Genomic DNA, 20291 nt, shown 5'->3' with positions numbered 1-20291 from the left:
CGCGAGCGTGTGCGACCGGCCCGCGCGCGAGGGCGTCCGTCTCCGCCGGTATCGTCGGATACGTCACCGCTGCCCCTGCCGCCCCAGGCGCCCCGGACAGCCCTGGCACCTCTGCCCCTCTGACCCGTGGAGACCGCATGTCCGGCCAGCCCGCCGCCCGCCGTACCGTGCTGAAGGGCGCCGCTCTCGCGGGCGTCGCCGGGCTCGGAGTGGCCGCCTGCTCGACCGACTCGAAGCTCGGGCACGCCGAGACGCCGACCCCCACCGCACCCGTCGAGCTCGGCGCCCCGGACGAGGTGACGGTCGGTGAGTCCAAGCTCTACAGCGAGCAGCGCGTCATCGTCAGCTGCCCGGCCAAGGGGCAGTACAAGGCGTTCAGCGCCCAGTGCACCCACGCGGGCTGCCTGCTGAACAAGGTCGAGAACAACGAGGGGCACTGCCCCTGCCACGGCAGCGTCTTCGACACCACGACCGGCAAGGCCGTGCACGGCCCCGCGACCGTCCCGCTGCCCTCCGTCCCGGTCAGGGTCGAGGGCGGAAAGCTGATCGCCGGCCCCGACGCCTGATCCGGCGCCGAGCGCCTGACCCGACGGCCGACCGGCCCGCCGGCGCCGTGCCGAGCGGACGGTGCGCGGGCCCGCGTCACCCCCAGTCCCAGTCGATGCCGACCAGGCCGGGCCGTACCCCCTGTTCCACCAGGTGAACGGTCCGGTGCCGGCCGGTGAGCGTGAGATCGGCCCGGCCCCCGCGCGGCGCCCCCGCGGAGACCTGGGCGAATCGCCGGCACCGTACCGGCAGGGCCTCCTCGTCGAACCGGACCTGCAGCACGTACTGCCCGCCACCGAAGCTGAAACCGCGGACGTACTCGCCGCAGGGCCCGCCCGTACCGTCCTCGAAGCCGTAGCCGAAGAGGTACGTCTCGCCCGCACGCAGCCGGGTGTCGAAGAGCAGCTCGGCGACCAGCACCCCCGCCGCCGCGTCCCAGCGGACCCGGCCCGTCCGGCAGTTCTCCCGGGCGCTCACCCCGACCCGCGCCGGATCGCAGCCCGGATCGCCGCGGTACACGGCGAGATAGCGGTCGATGCCGTCGCGGTGGGCGCGCACGACGTGCTGCGAGCTCCGGTCCTGCATCTGACGGCCGGGCCCGATCCGTACCCGCTCCTGATGCCCCACCGTGTGCAGCCCGCCGTCCGTGGGTGACTCCATCGCGGCGAGCAGCCGCTCCACCGCACCGGACGCCTCCACCAGGGAGCGGTAGGAGCGGGCCGGCGGGCGGTCGGCGTCACCGCGGGACCCGTCGGCCCCCAGCAGCCCGAGCAGGGAGTTCCCCGGCAGCTCCAGTACCTCCTCCAGTGCCCTCACGGCCCGCAGGGACTCCGGGCGCTGCGGGCGCCGGGCGCCCTGCTGCCAGTAACTGAGGCTGGTCACGCCGACCTTGACCCCCCGGTGCGCCAGATGGTGCTGCACCCGCTGCAGCGGCAGCCCGCGTACCGAGAGCGCCGTGCGCAGGGCCAGGTGGAACGGGCCGGTGTGCAGCACCTGCGCCAGTTCGGCCTCGGTGTGCTGCATGGGTCCTCCAGGTGAACGTTCACGGCGGGCGACGGCCGGGCCGCGTCGACGGGGGTGGGGCCGCAGGTGGCCAGGGGGGAGTGTTCACACTCCCGCCACCGGCGTTCACACCGCGATGTTCCCCCGCATTGAAGCGTGTTGACCCGTTCCGGACAACGGTTGATGCTCCTCGCAGCGTCCGGACGCGCTTCTTGGATCCCCCACCCCCCGCCCCGGGAGGAACGCCATGCGCAACCGAAGAATCCGGCCGGGCCGGCTGTCGGTGACGGCCGTACTCGCCGCCGTACTGCTCGCCGCACCCACGGCGACCGCCACCGCCGCCGACCAGTACCACGCCGCCACCGCGGCGTCCGACACCCTTGCCGCCACCCAGCGGCTGAACATCAGCATGCAGGCGCAGCAGAAGACGAACTGGTGCTGGGCCGCCGCCGGCAACACCATCGCCACCTGGTTCGGCCGGAACTACACCCAGAACCAGTTCTGCAACGCGGCCTTCGGCCGGACCCAGGGCTACGAGTGCCCCAACTCGCAGGCCTCGCTCGGCAACGTCCAGGACGGTCTGAACTGGGCCGGCATCAACCCCGGCTCGTACGTCACCGGCTGGCTGCGCTACCCGACCGTGCAGGCCGAGATAGCCGCCGGACGACCGGTGGAGACCCGCATCCAGTGGTCCTCGGGCGGCGGGCACATGCACGTCCTGTACGGGTACGACGACGCGAACAGCTGGGTCTACTGGGGCGATCCCTGGCCCTCCAGCAACCGCTACAACTGGGCCTCGCACGCCTGGTACGTGAACAACAGCGAGTTCTCCTGGACCCACTCGCTCTACCGGATCGGGGCGTGACGGCATGACCTCCACCACCCGTTCCCCGGCCCGCACCGGCGCCCGTACCGCACGCGGCGCGCGTCCCTTCGCCGCGGCCCTCGCCGCGAGCGGCGTGCTGGCAGGCGCCGCCCTGCTCACCGCGGCCCCGCAGGCGGCCGCCGCCACCGGTCCCTCGGCCACCCCCGCGGCCCTGGCGGCGGCCCACGAGGCGGCCACCGACACCACGACCCTGGACACGCTGTCCCGCTTCTTCGCCCGTGAGGGCGCCGTCAGCAGGGCGGCCGCCGCACCGCGGATCGAGGGCGGGGCCGTGCCCGTGCGCACCCTGTCCGCGGACTTCGTCGCGGGCGACCCCGGGGCGTCCGTCGCCGCACTGGATTACCTCGCCAGTACGGCGGTCTCCTCGGACGGGCAGAAGGCGTCCCTCTGGACGCTTCCCGAACCGGGCAAGGACGGGAGCTGGCAGGTGGTGAACATCGCCACCGGCGACGACGAGGCCCGGTACACGGCGGCCGGTGCCCGCAAGCTGCCCGGCGGCATCGTCTTCCGGGAACCGCAGATCGACGCCTGGTACGTCCAGAAGGGCGGCCGGGTGCTCCCGCTGGACACGGACGCCGTCCGTGCCGTCGGCAAGGACGGCACCACGCTGGCCGCCTACCGCACCCGGGTACGGGCCGCGTACGCGGACAAGCTCCCCGGTTCCGGCTACGCCCGCGAGGGCCGGGCGGGCGGCTACGGGCCCTCGGGCGCGAAACCCGCCGGTGGAGGGTCCGGGCCCGCCATCGCGGCGGACGCGGTCGCGGGCACCACCGCGGACACCGCCATGAGCGCGGCCTCCATGGCGGCGGCGCTGGGCGCCGTCGCCGTACTCGTCCTCTGCGGCATCACCGCCCGGCGCCGCCGGGGCCGCAACAGGACCCGGTGACCGCGAAGGCCCTTCGGACCCGATGACCCCGTGCTCCGGGACACGGGACCCCACCCCGTGTCCCGGAGCGCGGCGCCGCTCACGGGCACCCGTGCTGTCACTGCCCGCCAGTAGGGTGGGAGGCATGGCAGACCCCTCCAGCTACCGCCCCAAGCCGGGACAGATCCCCGACTCCCCGGGGGTCTACAAATTCCGCGACGAACACCGCCGGGTGATCTACGTCGGGAAGGCGAAGAGCCTGCGCCAGCGCCTGGCCAACTACTTCCAGGACCTGTCCGGCCTCCATCCGCGCACGCGCACGATGGTGACCACCGCCGCGTCGGTGGAGTGGACGGTCGTCTCCACGGAGGTCGAGGCGCTCCAGCTCGAGTACTCCTGGATCAAGGAGTTCGACCCCCGGTTCAACGTCAAGTACCGCGACGACAAGAGCTATCCGTATCTCGCGGTCACGCTCAACGAGGAGTTCCCGCGCGTCCAGGTGATGCGCGGAGCCAAGAAGAAGGGCGTGCGCTACTTCGGTCCGTACGGGCACGCCTGGGCGATCCGCGAGACGGTCGACCTGATGCTCCGGGTCTTCCCCGTCCGCACGTGCTCCGCGGGCGTCTTCAAGAACGCCGCCAGGACCGGCCGTCCGTGCCTCCTCGGCTACATCGGCAAGTGCTCGGCCCCCTGCGTCGGCCGGGTCACCCCCGAGGAGCACCGCGAACTCGCGGACGACTTCTGCGACTTCATGGCCGGCCGCACCGGCACGTACATCCGCCGCCTGGAGAAGGACATGATGGCGGCGGCCGAGGAGATGGAGTACGAGCGCGCGGCCCGCCTGCGCGACGACGTGGAGGCGCTCAGGCGCGCCATGGAGAAGAGCGCCGTCGTCCTCGCCGACGCCACCGACGCCGACCTGATCGCCGTCGCGGAGGACGAGCTGGAGGCCGCCGTCCAGATCTTCCACGTCCGCGGCGGGCGGGTGCGCGGCCAGCGCGGCTGGGTGACCGACAAGGTGGAGAACGTCGACACGTCCGGCCTCGTCGAGCACGCGCTCCAGCAGCTCTACGGCGAGGAGACCGGCGACTCGGTCCCCAAGGAGGTCCTCGTCCCGGCCCTCCCCGAGGACCCCGACGCCGTCTCCCAGTGGCTGGCCGGCCGCCGGGGCTCCCAGGTCAGCCTGCGCATCCCGCAGCGCGGCGACAAGAAGGACCTGATGGCCACGGTCCAGCGCAACGCCCAGCAGGCCCTGGGACTGCACAAGACCAAGCGCGCCTCCGACCTCACCACCCGCTCCCGGGCCCTGGAGGAGATCGCCGAGGCGCTCGGCCTCGACACGGCCCCGCTGCGGATCGAGTGCTTCGACATCTCCCACCTCCAGGGTGACGACGTGGTGGCGTCGATGGTGGTCTTCGAGGACGGTCTGGCCCGCAAGGGGGAGTACCGCCGCTTCCAGATCAAGGGCTTCGAGGGACAGGACGACGTCCGCTCGATGCACGAGGTGATCAGCCGGCGCTTCCGCCGCTACCTCCAGGAGAAGGAACGGACGGGGGAGTGGGAGGAGGACGCCGCACAGGCCCCCGCCCCCGCGGGCCCCGCCGCCTCCGGCCCCGTACCGGCCGATCCCGGTCCCGCCGCCGACGGCGCCACCGAGCCCCGGGAGGACGACGGGCGGCCCAAGCGGTTCGCCTACCCGCCGCAGCTCCTCGTCGTCGACGGCGGGCAGCCGCAGGTCGCCGCGGCCAAGCGCGCCCTGGACGAGCTGGGGATCGACGACATCGCGGTCTGCGGCCTCGCCAAGCGCCTGGAGGAGGTCTGGCTGCCCGACGACGACGACCCGGTGGTCCTGCCCCGCTCCAGCGAGGGCCTCTACCTCCTCCAGCGCGTCCGTGACGAGGCGCACCGCTTCGCCATCACCTACCAGCGCGCCAAGCGCGCCAAGCGCATCCGCTCCAGCCCCCTGGACGCGGTCGCCGGCCTCGGCGAGACCCGGAAACAGGCGCTGATCAAGCATTTCGGCTCCGTCAAGAAGCTGAAGCAGGCGACAATCGAAGAGATCTGCGAGGTTCCGGGAATAGGCCGCAGGACGGCGGAATCAGTGGCTGTCGCCCTCGCCGCGGCCGCCCCGGCCACGCCCGCCGTGAACACGGCGACAGGAGAGATCATTGAAGAGGACGACGGGGGCAGCACGACATGACCGAGCACGACATGACCGAACGCGAACCTGAACACGGGCACGACCGCACAGACCGAGCAGACGGAGCAGCACACGTGAGTACGGGCACCTCGATCGAGACGGGCGACAGCACGGTGGCCATCCCCGAGCTGGTGATCATCTCCGGCATGTCGGGAGCCGGGCGCAGCACGGCCGCCAAGTGTCTGGAGGACCTCGGCTGGTTCGTCGTCGACAACCTGCCGCCCGCGCTGATCCCCACCATGGTGGAGCTCGGCGCCCGCTCGCAGGGCAATGTGGCACGCATCGCCGTCGTCGTCGACGTCCGGGGCCGCCGCTTCTTCGACAACCTGCGCGAGTCCCTCGCCGACCTGGAGGCCAAGGGCGTCACCCGGCGCATCGTCTTCCTGGAGTCCTCCGACGACGCGCTGGTCCGCCGCTTCGAGTCGGTCCGCCGCCCGCACCCCCTCCAGGGCGACGGCCGCATCGTCGACGGCATCGCCGCCGAGCGCGACCTGCTGCGCGAGCTGCGCGGCGACGCCGACCTGGTCATCGACACCTCCAGCCTCAACGTGCACGAACTGCGCGCCAAGATGGACGCCCAGTTCGCGGGCGACGAGGAGCCGGAGCTCCGCGCCACGGTGATGTCCTTCGGCTTCAAGTACGGCCTTCCGGTCGACGCCGACCTGGTGGTGGACTGCCGCTTCCTGCCCAACCCGCACTGGGTCCCCGAGCTGCGCCCCTTCACCGGGCTCAACGAGGAGGTCTCCGACTACGTGTTCGACCAGCCGGGCGCCAAGGAGTTCCTCAACCAGTACACGGAACTGCTCCAGCTCATCGCCGCCGGCTACCGCCGCGAGGGCAAGCGCTACGTGACCATCGCCGTCGGCTGCACGGGCGGCAAGCACCGTTCCGTGGCCATGTCGGAGAAGCTGGCGGCCCGGCTCGCCACGGAGGGGATCGAGACCGTGCTCGTACACCGGGACATGGGGCGCGAGTGACCAGTCGCAACATGCGTCTGCGCCGGCTGCGCAGGGGCACCCCGCTGTCCGGCCGCATGCGCGGCGGCGCACAGCCCAAGGTCGTCGCGCTCGGCGGCGGCATGGGCCTGTCCGCCTCCCTCACCGCCCTGCGGCGGATCACCGGCGACCTGACCGCGGTGGTCACCGTCGCCGACGACGGCGGCTCCAGCGGCCGGCTCCGCGAGGAGCTGGGCGTCCTGCCGCCCGGCGACCTGCGCAAGGCGCTCGCCGCCCTGTGCGGCGACGACGAGTGGGGCCGGACCTGGTCCCAGGTCATCCAGCACCGCTTCCAGTCCAAGGGCGACCTGCACGAGCACGCGGTCGGCAATCTGCTGATCGTCGCCCTGTGGGAGCAGCTCGGTGATCACGTCCAGGCCCTCGACCTGGTCGGCAAGCTCCTCGGCGCGCACGGCCGGGTGCTGCCGATGTCCGCCGTGCCGCTGGAGCTCCAGGCGCTCGTGAAGGGCCACGACCCGGACCGTCCGGACCAGGTGGACACGGTGCGCGGCCAGGCGACCGTGGCGCTCACCCCGGGCGAGGTCCAGTCCGTGCACGTCGTCCCGCACGACCCGCCGGCCGTCCCCGAGGCGGTCGCGGCGGTGCTGGACGCGGACTGGGTGGTGCTCGGCCCCGGGTCCTGGTTCTCCTCGGTCATCCCGCATCTGCTCGTCCCCGATCTGCTGGACGCGCTGATCGAAACGAAGGCCCGCAAGGTCCTCTCGCTGAACCTCGCACCGCAACCCGGTGAAACAGATGGCTTCTCTCCGCAGCGTCATTTGGAGGTTTTGGGACGACACGCCCCTAAACTCGCCCTGGACGTGGTGCTGGCCGACGAGGCCGCCGTGCCCGACCGCGAGTCCCTCGCCGATGCCGCAAAACGGCTCGGCGCCGCGGTCGAGCTGGCGCCCGTGGCCTCACCCGACGGCGTTCCGATTCATGATCCGGAGCTGTTGGCCGCCGCGTACGACCGTATTTTTCGGATGCATGGAAGGATCGGCCCATGGCGATGACGCCAGCGGTGAAGGACGAAATCTCTCGGCTTCCCGTAACCCGGACCTGCTGCAGGAAGGCAGAAGTCTCGGCGATTCTTCGGTTCGCGGGTGGGCTGCACCTGGTGAGCGGCCGGATTGTGATCGAGGCGGAGCTGGACACCGCGATGGCGGCGCGCCGGCTGAAGCGCGACATCCTCGAGATCTTCGGGCACAGCTCGGAGCTGATCGTGATGGCGCCCGGCGGACTGCGGCGCGGCTCGCGCTACGTCGTGCGCGTGGTGGCGGGCGGCGACCAGCTGGCCCGCCAGACCGGCCTGGTGGACGGCCGCGGCCGTCCCATCCGCGGTCTGCCCCCGCAGGTGGTCTCGGGGGCCACCTGCGACGCCGAGGCGGCCTGGCGCGGCGCCTTCCTGGCCCACGGCTCGCTGACCGAGCCGGGACGCTCCTCCTCGCTGGAGGTGACCTGCCCGGGCCCGGAGGCCGCGCTCGCGCTGGTCGGCGCCGCCCGCAGGCTGTCCATCGCGGCCAAGGCCCGCGAGGTGCGCGGCGTGGACCGGGTCGTCGTCCGGGACGGCGACGCGATCGGCGCCCTGCTGACCCGGCTCGGCGCCCATGAGTCGGTGCTGGCCTGGGAGGAGCGCCGGATGCGGCGCGAGGTCCGCGCCACGGCCAACCGGCTCGCCAACTTCGACGACGCGAACCTCCGCCGCTCGGCCCGCGCCGCCGTGGCCGCGGGCGCCCGGGTGGGGCGCGCGCTGGAGATCCTCGGCGAGGAGGTCCCCGAGCACCTCGCGGCGGCCGGACGGCTGCGCATGGAGCACAAGCAGGCCTCCCTGGAGGAGCTGGGCGCGCTCGCCGACCCGCCGCTGACCAAGGACGCCGTCGCCGGACGCATCCGCCGGCTCCTCGCGATGGCCGACAAGCGGGCCCAGGACCTCGGCATCCCGAGCACGGAGTCCACTCTCAGCGAAGAGCTGGCCGACGGCCTGGTCGGCTGATCCGCACCCCCGCCGGTCAGCCGCGGCGGGAACACCCCGTGCACCCGCGGGTGTTGACGCTGCGTAATCGTCGCAGCGGGGGCGGCCGGACAACCGGAGGCCCGTACTCCTACTGGGGAGTACGGGCCTCCGCCGTGCGTACGGCCCCTCTCGATGTCACCCCGGCGGCTTCGGAGAGGTAGGGTCGGAGGCGGTCGGGGACATCCCATACAACTCGCCGGCGTCGAAAACCGGCGTACCTAACGAGGAGATCGGTTCGTGACGATCCGCGTAGGCATCAACGGCTTTGGCCGCATCGGTCGTAACTACTTCCGCGCGCTGCTGGAGCAGGGTGCGGACATCGAGATCGTGGCTGTCAACGACCTGGGTGACACTGCGACCACGGCCCACCTGCTGAAGTACGACACCATTCTGGGTCGTCTCAAGGCAGAGGTGAGCCACACCGCCGACACCATCACCGTCGACGGTCACACCATCAAGGTGCTCTCGGAGCGCAACCCGGCGGACATCCCGTGGGGTGAGCTGGGCGTCGACATCGTCATCGAGTCGACCGGCATCTTCACCAAGAAGGCCGACGCAGCCAAGCACATCGCGGGTGGCGCCAAGAAGGTCCTCATCTCGGCTCCGGCCAAGGACGAGGACATCACCATCGTGATGGGCGTCAACCAGGACAAGTACGACGCGGCCAACCACCACGTCATCTCCAACGCCTCCTGCACCACCAACTGTGTGGCGCCGATGGCCAAGGTTCTCGACGAGAACTTCGGCATCGTCAAGGGCCTGATGACGACGGTCCACGCGTACACCAACGACCAGCGCATCCTGGACTTCCCGCACTCCGACCTGCGTCGCGCCCGCGCCGCCGCGGAGAACATCATTCCGACCACGACGGGTGCCGCCAAGGCCACCGCCCTGGTCCTGCCGCAGCTCAAGGGCAAGCTCGACGGCATCGCGATGCGCGTCCCGGTCCCGACCGGTTCCGCCACCGACCTCGTCGTGACCCTGCAGCGCGAGGTCACCAAGGACGAGGTCAACGCCGCGTTCAAGAAGGCGTCCGACGACGGCGACCTCAAGGGCTTCCTGACGTACACCGAGGACCCGATCGTTTCCTCGGACATCGTCAGCGACCCGTCGTCCTGCACCTTCGACTCCTCCCTGACCATGGTCCAGGAGGGCAACACGGTGAAGATCCTCGGCTGGTACGACAACGAGTGGGGTTACTCCAACCGCCTCGTCGACCTGACCGTCTTCGTCGGCGGCCAGCTCTGATCCTCGGATCGGCAGGCACCTCGATGTGAGCACGGGGCTCGAACAGCGCAACGCAGCGCCGTTCGAGCCCCGCTGCATGCTCCCTCGTTCTCCAAGGAGTCCAGACAGATGAAGACGATCGACGAACTTCTCGCCGAAGGGGTCACCGGCAAGCGCGTATTCGTCCGCGCCGACCTCAACGTGCCGCTCAGCGGGACCACCATCACCGACGACGGCCGCATCCGCGCCGTCGAGCCGACCGTGCGCAAGCTGGCCGAGGCCGGCGCCCGGGTCGTCGTCGCCTCGCACCTGGGCCGCCCGAAGGGTGCCCCGGACCCGGCGTTCTCGCTGGCCCCCGCGGCCACCCGGCTCGGTGAGCTGCTCGGGACCGACGTGGCCTTCGCGACCGACACGGTCGGCGAGTCCGCCCGCGCCACGGTCGCCGCGCTCGCCGACGGCAAGGTCGCCGTCATCGAGAACCTCCGCTTCAACGCCGGCGAGACGTCGAAGGACGACGCCGAGCGCGGCGCGTTCGCCGACCGGCTCGCGGAGCTCGCCGACGTGTACGTGGGCGACGGCTTCGGCGCCGTGCACCGCAAGCACGCCTCGGTCTTCGACCTCCCGGCCCGGCTCCCGCACGCCGCGGGCGACCTGATCGCCACCGAGGTCGGCGTCCTGAAGAAGCTCACCGACGACGTGCAGCGGCCCTACGCCGTCGTGCTCGGCGGCGCCAAGGTCTCCGACAAGCTCGGCGTCATCGACCACCTCCTGGAGCGCGCCGACCGCATCCTCATCGGCGGCGGCATGGCGTACACCTTCCTCAAGGCCCAGGGTCACGAGGTCGGCAGCTCGCTGCTGCAGGAGGACCAGATCCCGGTGGTGCTGGAGTACCTCAAGCGCGCCGAGGAGAAGGGCGTGGAGTTCGTGCTCCCCGTCGACGTCGTGGTCGCCCCCGCGTTCCCCGACCTCAAGACCAAGGCCCCGGCCGACCCGTCCACCGTCGCCGCCGACGCCATGCCGGCCGGCCAGATGGGTCTGGACAACGGTCCGGAGACCAACAAGCTCTACGCATCGAAGCTCGCCGACGCGGCCACCGTCTTCTGGAACGGCCCGATGGGCGTCTTCGAGCACCCCGACTTCGCCGAGGGCACCCGGGCCGTCGCCCAGGCCCTCGTCGACTCGTCCGGCTTCAGCGTGGTCGGCGGTGGCGACTCCGCCGCCGCGGTCCGCATCCTGGGCTTCGACGAGAACGCGTTCGGACACATCTCGACCGGTGGCGGCGCCAGCCTCGAATACCTCGAGGGCAAGACGCTTCCCGGCCTCGCCGCACTGGAGGACTGACCTTTCATGACTGCTACCGCCCAAGGCCGGACCCCGCTGATGGCGGGCAACTGGAAGATGAACCTCAACCACCTCGAGGCCATCGCGCACGTCCAGAAGCTCGCCTTCGCCCTGGCCGACAAGGACTACGACGCCGTCGAGGTCGCCGTCCTGCCGCCCTTCACCGACCTGCGCTCCGTGCAGACGCTGGTCGACGGCGACAAGCTGAAGATCAAGTACGGCGCCCAGGACATCTCGGCGCACGACTCCGGCGCGTACACCGGTGAGATCTCCGGCCCGATGCTCGCCAAGCTGAAGTGCACCTTCGTCGCCGTCGGCCACAGCGAGCGCCGCCAGTACCACGCGGAGACCGACGAGGTCTGCAACGCCAAGGTGAAGGCCGCGTACAAGCACGGCCTGACCCCGATCCTCTGCGTCGGCGAGGGCCTGGACATCCGCAAGGCCGGTGACCAGGTCGCGTACACCCTGGCGCAGCTCGACGGTGCGCTGAAGGACATCCCGGCCGAGCAGGCCGAGACCATCGTGGTCGCCTACGAGCCGGTCTGGGCCATCGGGACCGGCGAGGTCGCCACCCCCGAGGACGCGCAGGAGGTCTGCGGTGCGATCCGCGTCCGCCTCGCCGAGCTGTACTCGCAGGAGCTGGCCGACGCGGTCCGCATCCAGTACGGCGGCTCGGTGAAGTCCGGCAACGTGGCCGCGATCATGGCGCAGCCCGATGTGGACGGCGCGCTGATCGGCGGTGCCGCACTGGACGCCGACGAGTTCGTCAAGATCGTCCGCTTCCGCGACCAGTGAGTATGCGGTAGCGCGGATCCGTCGTACCCTAGCGGGGGCCAGGAGGGCAGCCTCCCGGCCCCCGTTGTTCGCACATGCAGTCAGGAATTCCGGAAAGTAGGGACCAGCCGTGATTTTGGGGTTCGAGATCGCCCTGATCGTCTTCAGCCTGCTGCTGATGCTGCTGGTGCTGATGCACAAGGGGAAGGGCGGCGGTCTTTCCGACATGTTCGGTGGCGGCATGCAGTCCTCCGTCGGCGGTTCCTCGGTCGCCGAGCGCAACCTCGACCGCATCACCGTCGTGGTCGGCCTCGGCTGGTTCGCATGCATCGTGGTGCTCGGTCTGCTCATCAAGCTGGACAGCTGACCCGTCGTACGCGATTCCGGTGAGGGTGTAACTCCAATCACTGGACGCGCGTTGGGCCTTACGTAGACTGGGGCATCTTCGAGCACCATCACGCAGGGAGTTACGACCGTGGCAAGTGGCAACGCGATCCGGGGAAGCCGGGTCGGAGCGGGGCCGATGGGGGAGGCCGAGCGCGGCGAGTCCGCGCCACGGGCCCGCATCTCCTTCTGGTGCTCGAACGGGCACGAGACGCAGCCGAGCTTCGCCCATGACGCGCAGGTACCGGAGACCTGGGACTGCCCGCGCTGTGGATTCCCGGCCGGCCAGGACCGGGACAGCCCGCCGGACCCGCCGCGCACCGAACCGTACAAGACGCATCTGGCGTACGTACGGGAGCGGCGCAGCGACGCGGACGGTGAGGCGATCCTCGCCGAGGCCCTGGCGAAACTCCGCGGCGAGATCTGACACCCTCGTGCCTCAGTAGAAGCTGTTCACCGGCCGGACACCCCCAGGGTGTCCGGCCGGAACGCTTCTGCCGTGCCGCAGCCCGCCGTTGTCCCGTCCGCCGCCCTGATCAATTAAGTTGGAGGGGCAGCGGGGAACTGCGGTTACGAGAAGAAGTGGGCTGATGTCCGGGATGAACGCACGAAGCCGAACCAGGCTCAACCAGATGCCGGAATGGACCGCACTGGGCAAGCACCGCGAGGAGCTCGGGGCGACACAGCTCCGGCAGCTGTTCGCGGACGATCCGGAGCGGGGCACCGGATACGCCCTGCGGGTCGGCGACCTCTACGTCGACTACTCCAAGCACCTGGTCACCGACGAGACGCTCCGGCTGCTCCGTGAGCTCGCCGGCGCCACCGGAGTCGCCGCCCTGCGCGACGCGATGTTCCGTGGCGACAAGATCAACACCACCGAGGACCGCGCCGTCCTGCACACCGCGCTGCGCGCCCCGCGGGACGCCGTGATCGAGGTCGACGGCGAGAACGTGGTGCCCGCCGTGCACGCCGTGCTCGACAAGATGACCGCGTTCTCCGAGCGCGTCAGGTCGGGGGAGTGGACCGGTCACACCGGCAGGCCGATCAAGAACATCGTCAACATCGGCATCGGCGGCTCCGACCTCGGCCCCGCCATGGCGTACGAGGTGCTGCGCTCCTTCACGGACCGCTCGCTGACCGTCCGCTTCGTCTCCAACGTCGACGGCGCCGACCTGCACGAGGCGCTGCACGGCCTCGACCCGGCCGAGACGCTCTTCGTCATCGCGTCGAAGACCTTCACCACGATCGAGACGATCACCAACGCCACCTCGGCGCGCGACTGGCTGCTGACCGGTCTGAGTGCCGGTCAGGACGCGGTGGCCAAGCACTTCGTGGCCCTGTCGACCAATGCGGAGAAGGTCGCCGACTTCGGTATCGACACCGCCAACATGTTCGAGTTCTGGGACTGGGTCGGCGGCCGCTACTCGTTCGACTCGGCCATCGGCCTCTCGCTGATGATCGCCATCGGCCCGGACCGGTTCCGCGAGATGCTCGACGGCTTCCACCTCGTCGACGAGCACTTCCGCACCGCCCCGGCCGAGGAGAACGTCCCGCTGCTGCTGGGCCTGCTCGGTGTCTGGTACGGCGCGTTCTTCGACGCCCAGTCGCACGCCGTGCTGCCCTACAGCCACTACCTGTCCAAGTTCACGGCGTACTTGCAGCAGCTGGACATGGAGTCCAACGGCAAGTCCGTGGACCGGGACGGCAGTCCGGTCGACTGGCAGACCGGTCCGGTCGTCTGGGGCACCCCCGGCACCAATGGCCAGCACGCCTACTACCAGCTGATCCACCAGGGCACCAAGGTCATCCCGGCCGACTTCATCGGTTTCGCCGAGCCGGTCGAGGGCCTGCTGCCCGGACTGGTCGCCCAGCACGACCTGCTGATGGCCAACTTCTTCGCCCAGACGCAGGCGCTGGCCTTCGGCAAGACACCCGAAGAGGTGCGCGCCGAGGGGGTCCCCGAGGAACTGGTGCCGCACAAGACGTTCCGCGGCAGCCACCCGACGACGACGCTCCTCGCCGACCGGCTGACCCCGTCCGTGCTCGGCCAGCTGATCGCGCTGTACGAGCACAAGGTCTTCGTCCAGGGCGCGGTCTGGAACATCGACTCCTTCGACCAGTGGGGCGTCGAGCTCGGCAAGGTCCTCGCGAAGCGGATCGAGCCGGTGCTGACGGAGGGCAAGGGCGCCGAGCAGCTGGACAGTTCGACCGCCGCGCTCGTCGCCGCGTACCGCGAGCTCCGGGGGCGCTGAGACCGTGACCAGGGGGGAGGGGGCCGTGCGGCTGCGGCCGCCGGTCCACACGCTGGACCCGCGGGCCGTCGGCTGGTGGCGGGCGCGGTGGCTGCTGCTGACGGCGGTGCCGGTGGTGGTGCTGGCGGTGCTGGGCGCGTTCCTCGCGTCCGCCAGGTTCTGGCTGCTGCTGCCCGCCGCGGTCCTCGCGGTCCTCGGCGCGGGCTGCGCCGTCCTCGTCCCCCTCTGGTGGTTCCGCACCCACCGCTGGGAGGTCACCGACGAGGCGGTGTACGTCCGGACGGGGGTGCTGTGGCAGGAGTGGCGGATCGCGCCGATGTCCCGGATCCAGACCGTGGACACCGTGCGCGGCCCCCTCGAACAGCTCTACAGGCTCGCCACGGTCACCGTCACCACCGCATCGGCCAAGGGCGCCGTCCGGATCGAGGGCCTCGACCACGAACTGGCGGCCGAGCTCGCCGAGCGGCTGACCCGGATCACCCAGGACACCCCGGGCGACGCCACATGAGCACCGCCGCCCCGCCCGGGGACTGGCGGTCGCTCGACCGGCGCACGGTCTGGCTCACCGCCCTCGTCACCGCCGGAGTGGCGGCCGGTGCCGCCGTACCGGTCACGCTCGGGCTCTCCGGCCGCTTCGGGTTCGGCCCCGCCGTCGCCTGGGTGCTGGCGGGCGCGGCCCTCCTGATCGCGGGCAGCGCCGGCGCCGACCACGTCCGCTGGCGCCGCACCCGCTACCGCGTCGGCGCCGACCGGGTCGAACTCCACACCGGCCTCCTGCTGGTCAAGAAGCGCTCCCTGGCCCGCGAGCGCATCCGCAGCGTCGACCTCACCGCCCACCTGCTCCAGCGCGTCCTCGGCCTGGTCACCGTCCGGATCGGCACCGGCGAGCACACCGGCGGCGAGTCCACCCTGGAGCTCGACCCGGTCCTGCGCGCCGAGGGCGAACGGCTGCGCCGCGCGCTCCTGGAACGCGGGCCCGCGGAGGCGTCCGGCAGCCACCGCGAGGGCGACCTCGTCGCGCTCGACCCGCGCTGGATCCGCTACGCACCGGTCTCGTTCGTCGCCCCCGCGCTCGCCGGCGCGGCGGCCGGAGCCGTGATGCAGGTCAGCGACTGGTTCGGGGCGCAGGGCCAGGTCATCGAATGGGTCGGCGAGCAGTACCGGGACTCCTCACTGGCCACGGTGATCGTGCTCCTCGTCGTCGGCGCGGCGCTCTGCGGGACCGCCGGCGCCCTCGGGCTCTGGGTCGAGATGTGGTGGAACTACCGCCTCGAACGCGAACCGGGCGGCACCCTGCGGATCCGGCGCGGGCTGCTCACCTCCCGCTCCGTCTCCATCGAGGAGCGCCGGCTGCGCGGCGTCGACCTCGTCGAACCGCTCGGGGTCCGGCTGCTGGGCGCCGCCCGGGTCGACGCCATCACCACCGGACTGGCCAAGGACGACGAGGAGCAGCACGGCGACCACAACACCCTGCTGCCGCCCGCGCCCCGGCCGGTCGCCGACGACGTCGCCGCCGCCGTGCTGCGCGCGACGGTGTCCCCGACCGGTGCCGCGCTGACCGCCCACCCGCCCGCCGCACGCGGCCGGAGGCTCCGCAGGGCGTGCTGGGCGGTCCTGGGGCCCGTCCTGGTCCTTGCCCTGCTCGGCGCCCTGCTGACCCCGGTCCTGCTCTGGATCGCGCTCGGCTGCGCCGCCGTGGGGCTGCCCGTCGGCGTGCTGCTGGCCCGCGACGCGTACCGCGGGCTCGGCCACGCAATCAGCGGCGACTACCTGGTGACCCGCTCGGGCGCCCTGCGCCGCTCCACCGCCGCGCTGGAGCGGGCCGGGGTGATCGGCTGGACGGTGCGGCAGTCGTACTTCCAGCGCCGGGCCGGGGTGCTGAACGTCACCGCGACGACGGCCGCGGGGGCCGGTGCGTACACCGTGTACGACGCCGGCGCGTCCGAGGGCCTCGCCTTCGCCGCCGAGGCCGTCCCCGGCCTGCTCGAACCCTTCCTGGAGCGGGCCCCGGCGGGCGAATGAGCCCCGGTCAGCCGTGCGTCGTGTCGATGACGCAGAAGCGGTTGCCCTCGGTGTCCGCGAGGACCACGAAGTCCGGGTCCTCGGGGTACAGCTTCCAGTCGGTCCCGACGGCGCCGAGCCCGATCAGCCGGGCCACCTCGGCGTCCTGCTCCTCGGTGTACAGGTCGAGGTGGACCCGGGGGACCTCCTGCACCGGAACATCGCTCCGGCCCAGCGACACCCCCGGCCCGGACCCGTCGGCGGGGACCAGCACGACCCAGTCCTCGGTGAGCGGTTCGCGCTCGACGTAACCGAGCGCCGCCTTCCAGAACGCCGCCGCACGCCGTACGTCCGACGCGCCCATCACCACGCTTCCGATATGCATGGGCCGAGCCTTTCACGCCTCAGGCCCGGCCCGCTCCGAGGAGCGAACCGGGCCTGTGAGGCGTACCGCTGACGACGGATCAGGCGGACGCAGGCGGGTACAGGGCGCGCGGCAGCCGCGAGGCCGCCGCCGCGTCCAGCAGCCACAGCGTGCGGCTGCGGCCGTACGCACCCGCCGCAGGGGCCTGGATCTCACCGGCCCCCGACAGGGCGATGGCCGCGGCCTCCGCCTTGTCCTCGCCCGCCGCGAGCAGCCACACCTCGCGCGCCGCCCGGATGGCGGGCAGCGTGAGCGTGACGCGGACGGGCGGCGGCTTGGGCGCCCCGTGCACACCGACGACGGTGCGCTCGGTCTCCCGTACCGCGGGCAGCTCGGGGAAGAGTGAGGCGACATGGGTGTCGGGCCCGACACCCAGCATCAGCACGTCGAACACCGGCACCGGCCCGTGGTCCTCCGGGCGGGAGGCGGCGGCCAGTTCGGCGGCGTACGCGGCCGCAGCCGCGTCGACGTCCGGGCCGTGCGGCCCGTCCGACGCCGGCATCGCGTGCACCCGGGACGGGTCCAGCGGCACCGAGTCCAGCAGGGCCTCGCGGGCCTGCGTGACATTGCGCTCCGGATCGCCCTCCGGCAGGAACCGCTCGTCGCCCCACCACAGGTCGAGCCGCGACCAGTCGACCGCGTCCCGCGCGGGCGCCCCGGCGAGCGCGGCCAGCAGACCGTTGCCGTTGCGCCCGCCGGTGAGCACCACCGAGGCGTCCCCGCGCGCGGCCTGGGCGTCCACGATCTTCGTGATCAGCCGGGCCGCCGCGGCCTGCGCCATCAGCTCCTTGTCGCGGTGCACGACGAGCTGCGGGACGACGGTCACTTCGACGCCGCCTTCTTCGCCGGTGCCGTCGCCTTCTTGGCGGCGGGAGCGGCCGCGTCGGCCGGCTTGGCCGCCGCGGCAGCCTTGGGCTTCGCCGTCTCGCCGAGCCGGTCCACGCCGAACTTCACCGAGGACTCGTAGGTGTTGTCCGGGTCGAGCCGGCGCAGCTCCTCGGCGAGCAGCTCCGCGGTCTCCCGGCGCTTGAGCGCCACCGCACGGTCCGGCTGTCCCACCATGGAGAGCGTGGCCAGCGAGCCGTCGGCCCGGTCCAGCACGATCGTGCCGTTCTTCGTCTCCATCCGGACGGCCGTCAGACCGGGACCGCCCGACATGGTGCGCTCGACCGGGACCTGGAGCCGGTCGGCGAGCCACATGGCCAGCAGCTCGCAGCTCGGGTTCTCGGACTCGCCCTCGACCGTCGCCGAGAGGACGTCCACGGCCTGCTGGTCGAGCGCTGCCGCCAGCATCGAGCGCCAGGGCGTGATCCGGGTCCAGGCCAGATCGGTGTCGCCGGGGGTGTACGTCTTCGCGCGCACCGCCAGCTCGTCGATCGGGTGCTCCGCCGAATAGGTGTCCGTGATCCGGCGCTGGGCGAGTGCGCCCAACGGGTCCTTCGCCGGATCGGCGGGCGCGCCCTCGGGCCACCAGACGACGACCGGGGCGTCCGGCAGCAGCAGCGGCAGGACGACCGACTGGGCGTGGTTGGCCAGCTCGCCGTGGAGCCGCAGCACCACGGTCTCGCCGGTGCCCGCGTCCGAGCCGACCCGGACCTCGGCGTCCAGCCGGGCGTCGCGCCGGCTGCGCGGCGAGCGGCTGACCCGCTTGATCACCGCGATGATCCGCGAGGGGTGCTCGCGCGAGGCGTCGCCCGCCGACTTGAGCGCGTCGTACGCGTTCTCCTCGTCGGTGACGATGACCAGCGTGAGGACCATGCCGATCGCCGGGGTGCCGATGGCGCGGCGGGCCGACACCAGGGCCTGGTTGATCTTGCTGGACGTGGTTTCCGTGAGATCGATCTTCATGGCCGGCGCCAGCTCCGTCCGTCTCGTGCGAGCATCTCGTCCGCCTCGGCCGGGCCCCAGGTGCCCGACGGGTACTGCGCGGGCTTGCCGTGCTTGTCCCAGTACTCCTCGATCGGGTCGAGGATGTCCCAGGAGAGTTCGACCTCCTGGTGGCGGGGGAAGAGGTTGGCGTCGCCGAGCAGCACATCGAGGATGAGCCGCTCGTAGGCCTCCGGGCTGGACTCCGTGAAGGACTCGCCGTAGGCGAAGTCCATCGTGACGTCGCGGACCTCCATCGAGGTGCCGGGCACCTTGGAGCCGAACCGCACGGTCACGCCCTCGTCCGGCTGGACCCGGATGACCAGGGCGTTGCTGCCCAGCTCCTCGGTCGCCCCGGACTCGAACGGGAGGTAGGGGGCGCGCTTGAAGACGATCGCGATCTCCGTGACCCGGCGGCCGAGCCGCTTTCCGGTACGGAGGTAGAACGGAACGCCCGCCCAGCGGCGGTTGTTGATCGTCAGCTTGATCGCGGCGAAGGTGTCGGTCTTCGACTTGGGGTCGATACCGTCCTCCTCCAGATAGCCGAGGACCTCCTCGCCGCCCTGCCACGCGTGCGCGTACTGGCCGCGCACGGTGTGCTTGCCGAGGTCCTCCGGCAGCTCGACGGCGGTGAGCACCTTGAGCTTCTCGGCGACCAGGGCCTTCGGGTGGAAGGAGCCGGGCTCCTCCATCGCGGTCAGCGCCAGCAGCTGGAGCAGGTGGTTCTGGATGACGTCACGGGCTGCGCCGATGCCGTCGTAGTAGCCGGCCCGGCCGCCGATGCCGATGTCCTCGGCCATCGTGATCTGGACGTGGTCCACGTAGGACCGGTTCCAGATCGGCTCGAACATCGTGTTGGCGAACCGCAGCGCCAGGATGTTCTGGACCGTCTCCTTGCCCAGGTAGTGGTCGATCCGGAAGACCTCGTTGGGCGGGAACACGTCGTGCACGAGCTGGTTGAGCTCCTGCGCGCTCTTGAGGTCGTGACCGAAGGGCTTCTCGATGACGGCACGCCGCCAGGAGCCCTCCTTCTGGTCCGCGAGCCCGTGCTTCTTGAGCTGCTGGACGACCTGGGGGAAGAACTTCGGCGGCACGGAGAGGTAGAAGGCGAAGTTGCCGCCCGTCCCCTGTGCCTTGTCGAGCTCCTGGATGGTCGCCTTCAGGGTCTCGAAGGCGTCGTCGTCGTCGAAGTCGCCCTGGACGAAGCGCATCCCCTGGATGAGCTGCTGCCAGACCTCTTCACGGAACGGGGTACGGGCATGCTGCTTGACGGCGTCGTGGACCTCCTGTGCGAAGTCCTCGTCCTGCCACTCGCGGCGTGCGAAACCGATGAGCGAGAAGCCCGGCGGCAGCAGGCCGCGGTTGGCCAGGTCGTAGACGGCGGGCATCAGCTTTTTACGGGACAAATCGCCCGTGACGCCAAAGATGACCAGGCCCGACGGCCCCGCGATGCGCGGGAGCCGTCGATCCTGGGCGTCACGGAGCGGGTTGGCTCCGGGAACACCAGACAAAGT

Annotated in this window: 20 protein-coding genes; 15 read left to right on the top strand and 5 right to left on the bottom strand. The window is 71.5% G+C overall.

The window, feature by feature from the left end:
• Positions 1 to 137: 137 nt before the first annotated feature.
• Complete coding sequence (locus OG408_RS10010) at positions 138 to 566, top strand: Rieske (2Fe-2S) protein (protein WP_266777452.1); 429 nt, start codon at positions 138 to 140, stop codon at positions 564 to 566.
• A gap of 76 nt (positions 567 to 642) precedes the next feature.
• Here the strand turns inward: OG408_RS10010 and OG408_RS10005 are convergent, their stop codons facing one another.
• Positions 643 to 1569, bottom strand: a complete 927-nt coding sequence (locus OG408_RS10005) for a hypothetical protein (protein ID WP_266777450.1) — start codon at positions 1567 to 1569, stop codon at positions 643 to 645.
• Between the two features lie 226 nt (positions 1570 to 1795).
• On the opposite strand from OG408_RS10005, the gene OG408_RS10000 reads away from it, so the two are divergent.
• The 14 genes from OG408_RS10000 (at position 1796) to OG408_RS09935 (ending at position 16508) form a co-directional block, all read left to right on the top strand.
• Complete coding sequence (locus OG408_RS10000; RefSeq protein ID WP_326669432.1) at positions 1796 to 2413, top strand: papain-like cysteine protease family protein; 618 nt, start codon at positions 1796 to 1798, stop codon at positions 2411 to 2413.
• A gap of 4 nt (positions 2414 to 2417) precedes the next feature.
• Positions 2418 to 3320, top strand: coding sequence for a hypothetical protein (locus OG408_RS09995; protein ID WP_266777446.1), 903 nt, complete (start codon positions 2418 to 2420; stop codon positions 3318 to 3320).
• A 124-nt stretch (positions 3321 to 3444) separates the two neighbouring features.
• Entirely contained in the window at positions 3445 to 5499 is a 2055-nt protein-coding gene (uvrC, locus tag OG408_RS09990; RefSeq protein ID WP_266777444.1) for an excinuclease ABC subunit UvrC, read from the top strand.
• Positions 5496 to 6476: an RNase adapter RapZ gene (gene rapZ / locus OG408_RS09985; protein WP_266777442.1), complete on the top strand. Its 981-nt coding sequence runs from the start codon at positions 5496 to 5498 to the stop codon at positions 6474 to 6476. Before uvrC ends, rapZ begins: the two co-directional genes overlap by 4 nt.
• Positions 6473 to 7507, top strand: a complete 1035-nt coding sequence (locus OG408_RS09980; protein WP_266777440.1) for a gluconeogenesis factor YvcK family protein — start codon at positions 6473 to 6475, stop codon at positions 7505 to 7507. The genes rapZ and OG408_RS09980 overlap by 4 nt, the downstream gene beginning before the upstream one ends.
• Positions 7498 to 8487 (top strand): DNA-binding protein WhiA, encoded by a 990-nt coding sequence (gene whiA, locus OG408_RS09975; protein ID WP_024494235.1) that lies wholly within the window; start codon positions 7498 to 7500, stop codon positions 8485 to 8487. The genes OG408_RS09980 and whiA overlap by 10 nt, the downstream gene beginning before the upstream one ends.
• A 258-nt stretch (positions 8488 to 8745) precedes the next feature.
• Positions 8746 to 9756, top strand: a complete 1011-nt coding sequence (gap, locus tag OG408_RS09970) for a type I glyceraldehyde-3-phosphate dehydrogenase (protein ID WP_219573458.1) — start codon at positions 8746 to 8748, stop codon at positions 9754 to 9756.
• A 108-nt stretch (positions 9757 to 9864) separates the two neighbouring features.
• Positions 9865 to 11076 (top strand): phosphoglycerate kinase, encoded by a 1212-nt coding sequence (locus OG408_RS09965; protein WP_326669428.1) that lies wholly within the window; start codon positions 9865 to 9867, stop codon positions 11074 to 11076.
• A gap of 6 nt (positions 11077 to 11082) precedes the next feature.
• Entirely contained in the window at positions 11083 to 11871 is a 789-nt protein-coding gene (tpiA, locus tag OG408_RS09960) for a triose-phosphate isomerase (RefSeq protein WP_285565395.1), read from the top strand.
• Positions 11872 to 11980: 109 nt separating this feature from the next.
• Entirely contained in the window at positions 11981 to 12217 is a 237-nt protein-coding gene (gene secG / locus OG408_RS09955) for a preprotein translocase subunit SecG (RefSeq protein ID WP_161207408.1), read from the top strand.
• A gap of 108 nt (positions 12218 to 12325) precedes the next feature.
• Complete coding sequence (locus tag OG408_RS09950) at positions 12326 to 12661, top strand: RNA polymerase-binding protein RbpA (protein ID WP_078622699.1); 336 nt, start codon at positions 12326 to 12328, stop codon at positions 12659 to 12661.
• Positions 12662 to 12833: 172 nt separating this feature from the next.
• Positions 12834 to 14486, top strand: coding sequence for a glucose-6-phosphate isomerase (gene pgi / locus OG408_RS09945; protein WP_285565396.1), 1653 nt, complete (start codon positions 12834 to 12836; stop codon positions 14484 to 14486).
• A 4-nt stretch (positions 14487 to 14490) separates the two neighbouring features.
• Positions 14491 to 14994, top strand: coding sequence for a PH domain-containing protein (locus tag OG408_RS09940; protein ID WP_326669424.1), 504 nt, complete (start codon positions 14491 to 14493; stop codon positions 14992 to 14994).
• On the top strand, positions 14991 to 16508 hold the full coding sequence (locus OG408_RS09935; RefSeq protein WP_266777423.1) for a PH domain-containing protein: 1518 nt from the start codon (positions 14991 to 14993) through the stop codon (positions 16506 to 16508). Before OG408_RS09940 ends, OG408_RS09935 begins: the two co-directional genes overlap by 4 nt.
• Before the next feature lie 7 nt (positions 16509 to 16515).
• On the opposite strand, the gene OG408_RS09930 is transcribed toward OG408_RS09935, so the two are convergent.
• The 4 genes from OG408_RS09930 to zwf form a co-directional block, all read right to left on the bottom strand.
• A complete protein-coding gene (locus OG408_RS09930) occupies positions 16516 to 16872 on the bottom strand; it encodes a VOC family protein (protein WP_266777421.1) in 357 nt (118 codons plus the stop codon).
• Positions 16873 to 16951: 79 nt separating this feature from the next.
• On the bottom strand, positions 16952 to 17737 hold the full coding sequence (gene pgl / locus OG408_RS09925) for a 6-phosphogluconolactonase (RefSeq protein WP_266777419.1): 786 nt from the start codon (positions 17735 to 17737) through the stop codon (positions 16952 to 16954).
• Positions 17734 to 18759, bottom strand: a complete 1026-nt coding sequence (opcA, locus tag OG408_RS09920; RefSeq protein ID WP_266777417.1) for a glucose-6-phosphate dehydrogenase assembly protein OpcA — start codon at positions 18757 to 18759, stop codon at positions 17734 to 17736. Before opcA ends, pgl begins: the two co-directional genes overlap by 4 nt.
• Positions 18756 to 20288 (bottom strand): glucose-6-phosphate dehydrogenase, encoded by a 1533-nt coding sequence (gene zwf / locus OG408_RS09915; RefSeq protein WP_266777415.1) that lies wholly within the window; start codon positions 20286 to 20288, stop codon positions 18756 to 18758. The genes opcA and zwf overlap by 4 nt, the downstream gene beginning before the upstream one ends.
• Positions 20289 to 20291 lie beyond the last annotated feature (3 nt).

Origin of the sequence: Streptomyces sp. NBC_01257, from assembly GCF_035917255.1 — a bacterium.
In the GTDB taxonomy this organism is placed as follows: domain Bacteria; phylum Actinomycetota; class Actinomycetes; order Streptomycetales; family Streptomycetaceae; genus Streptomyces.
Note: the sequence above shows the minus strand (reverse complement) of the source record. Positions and strands in the feature narration are given on the sequence as shown.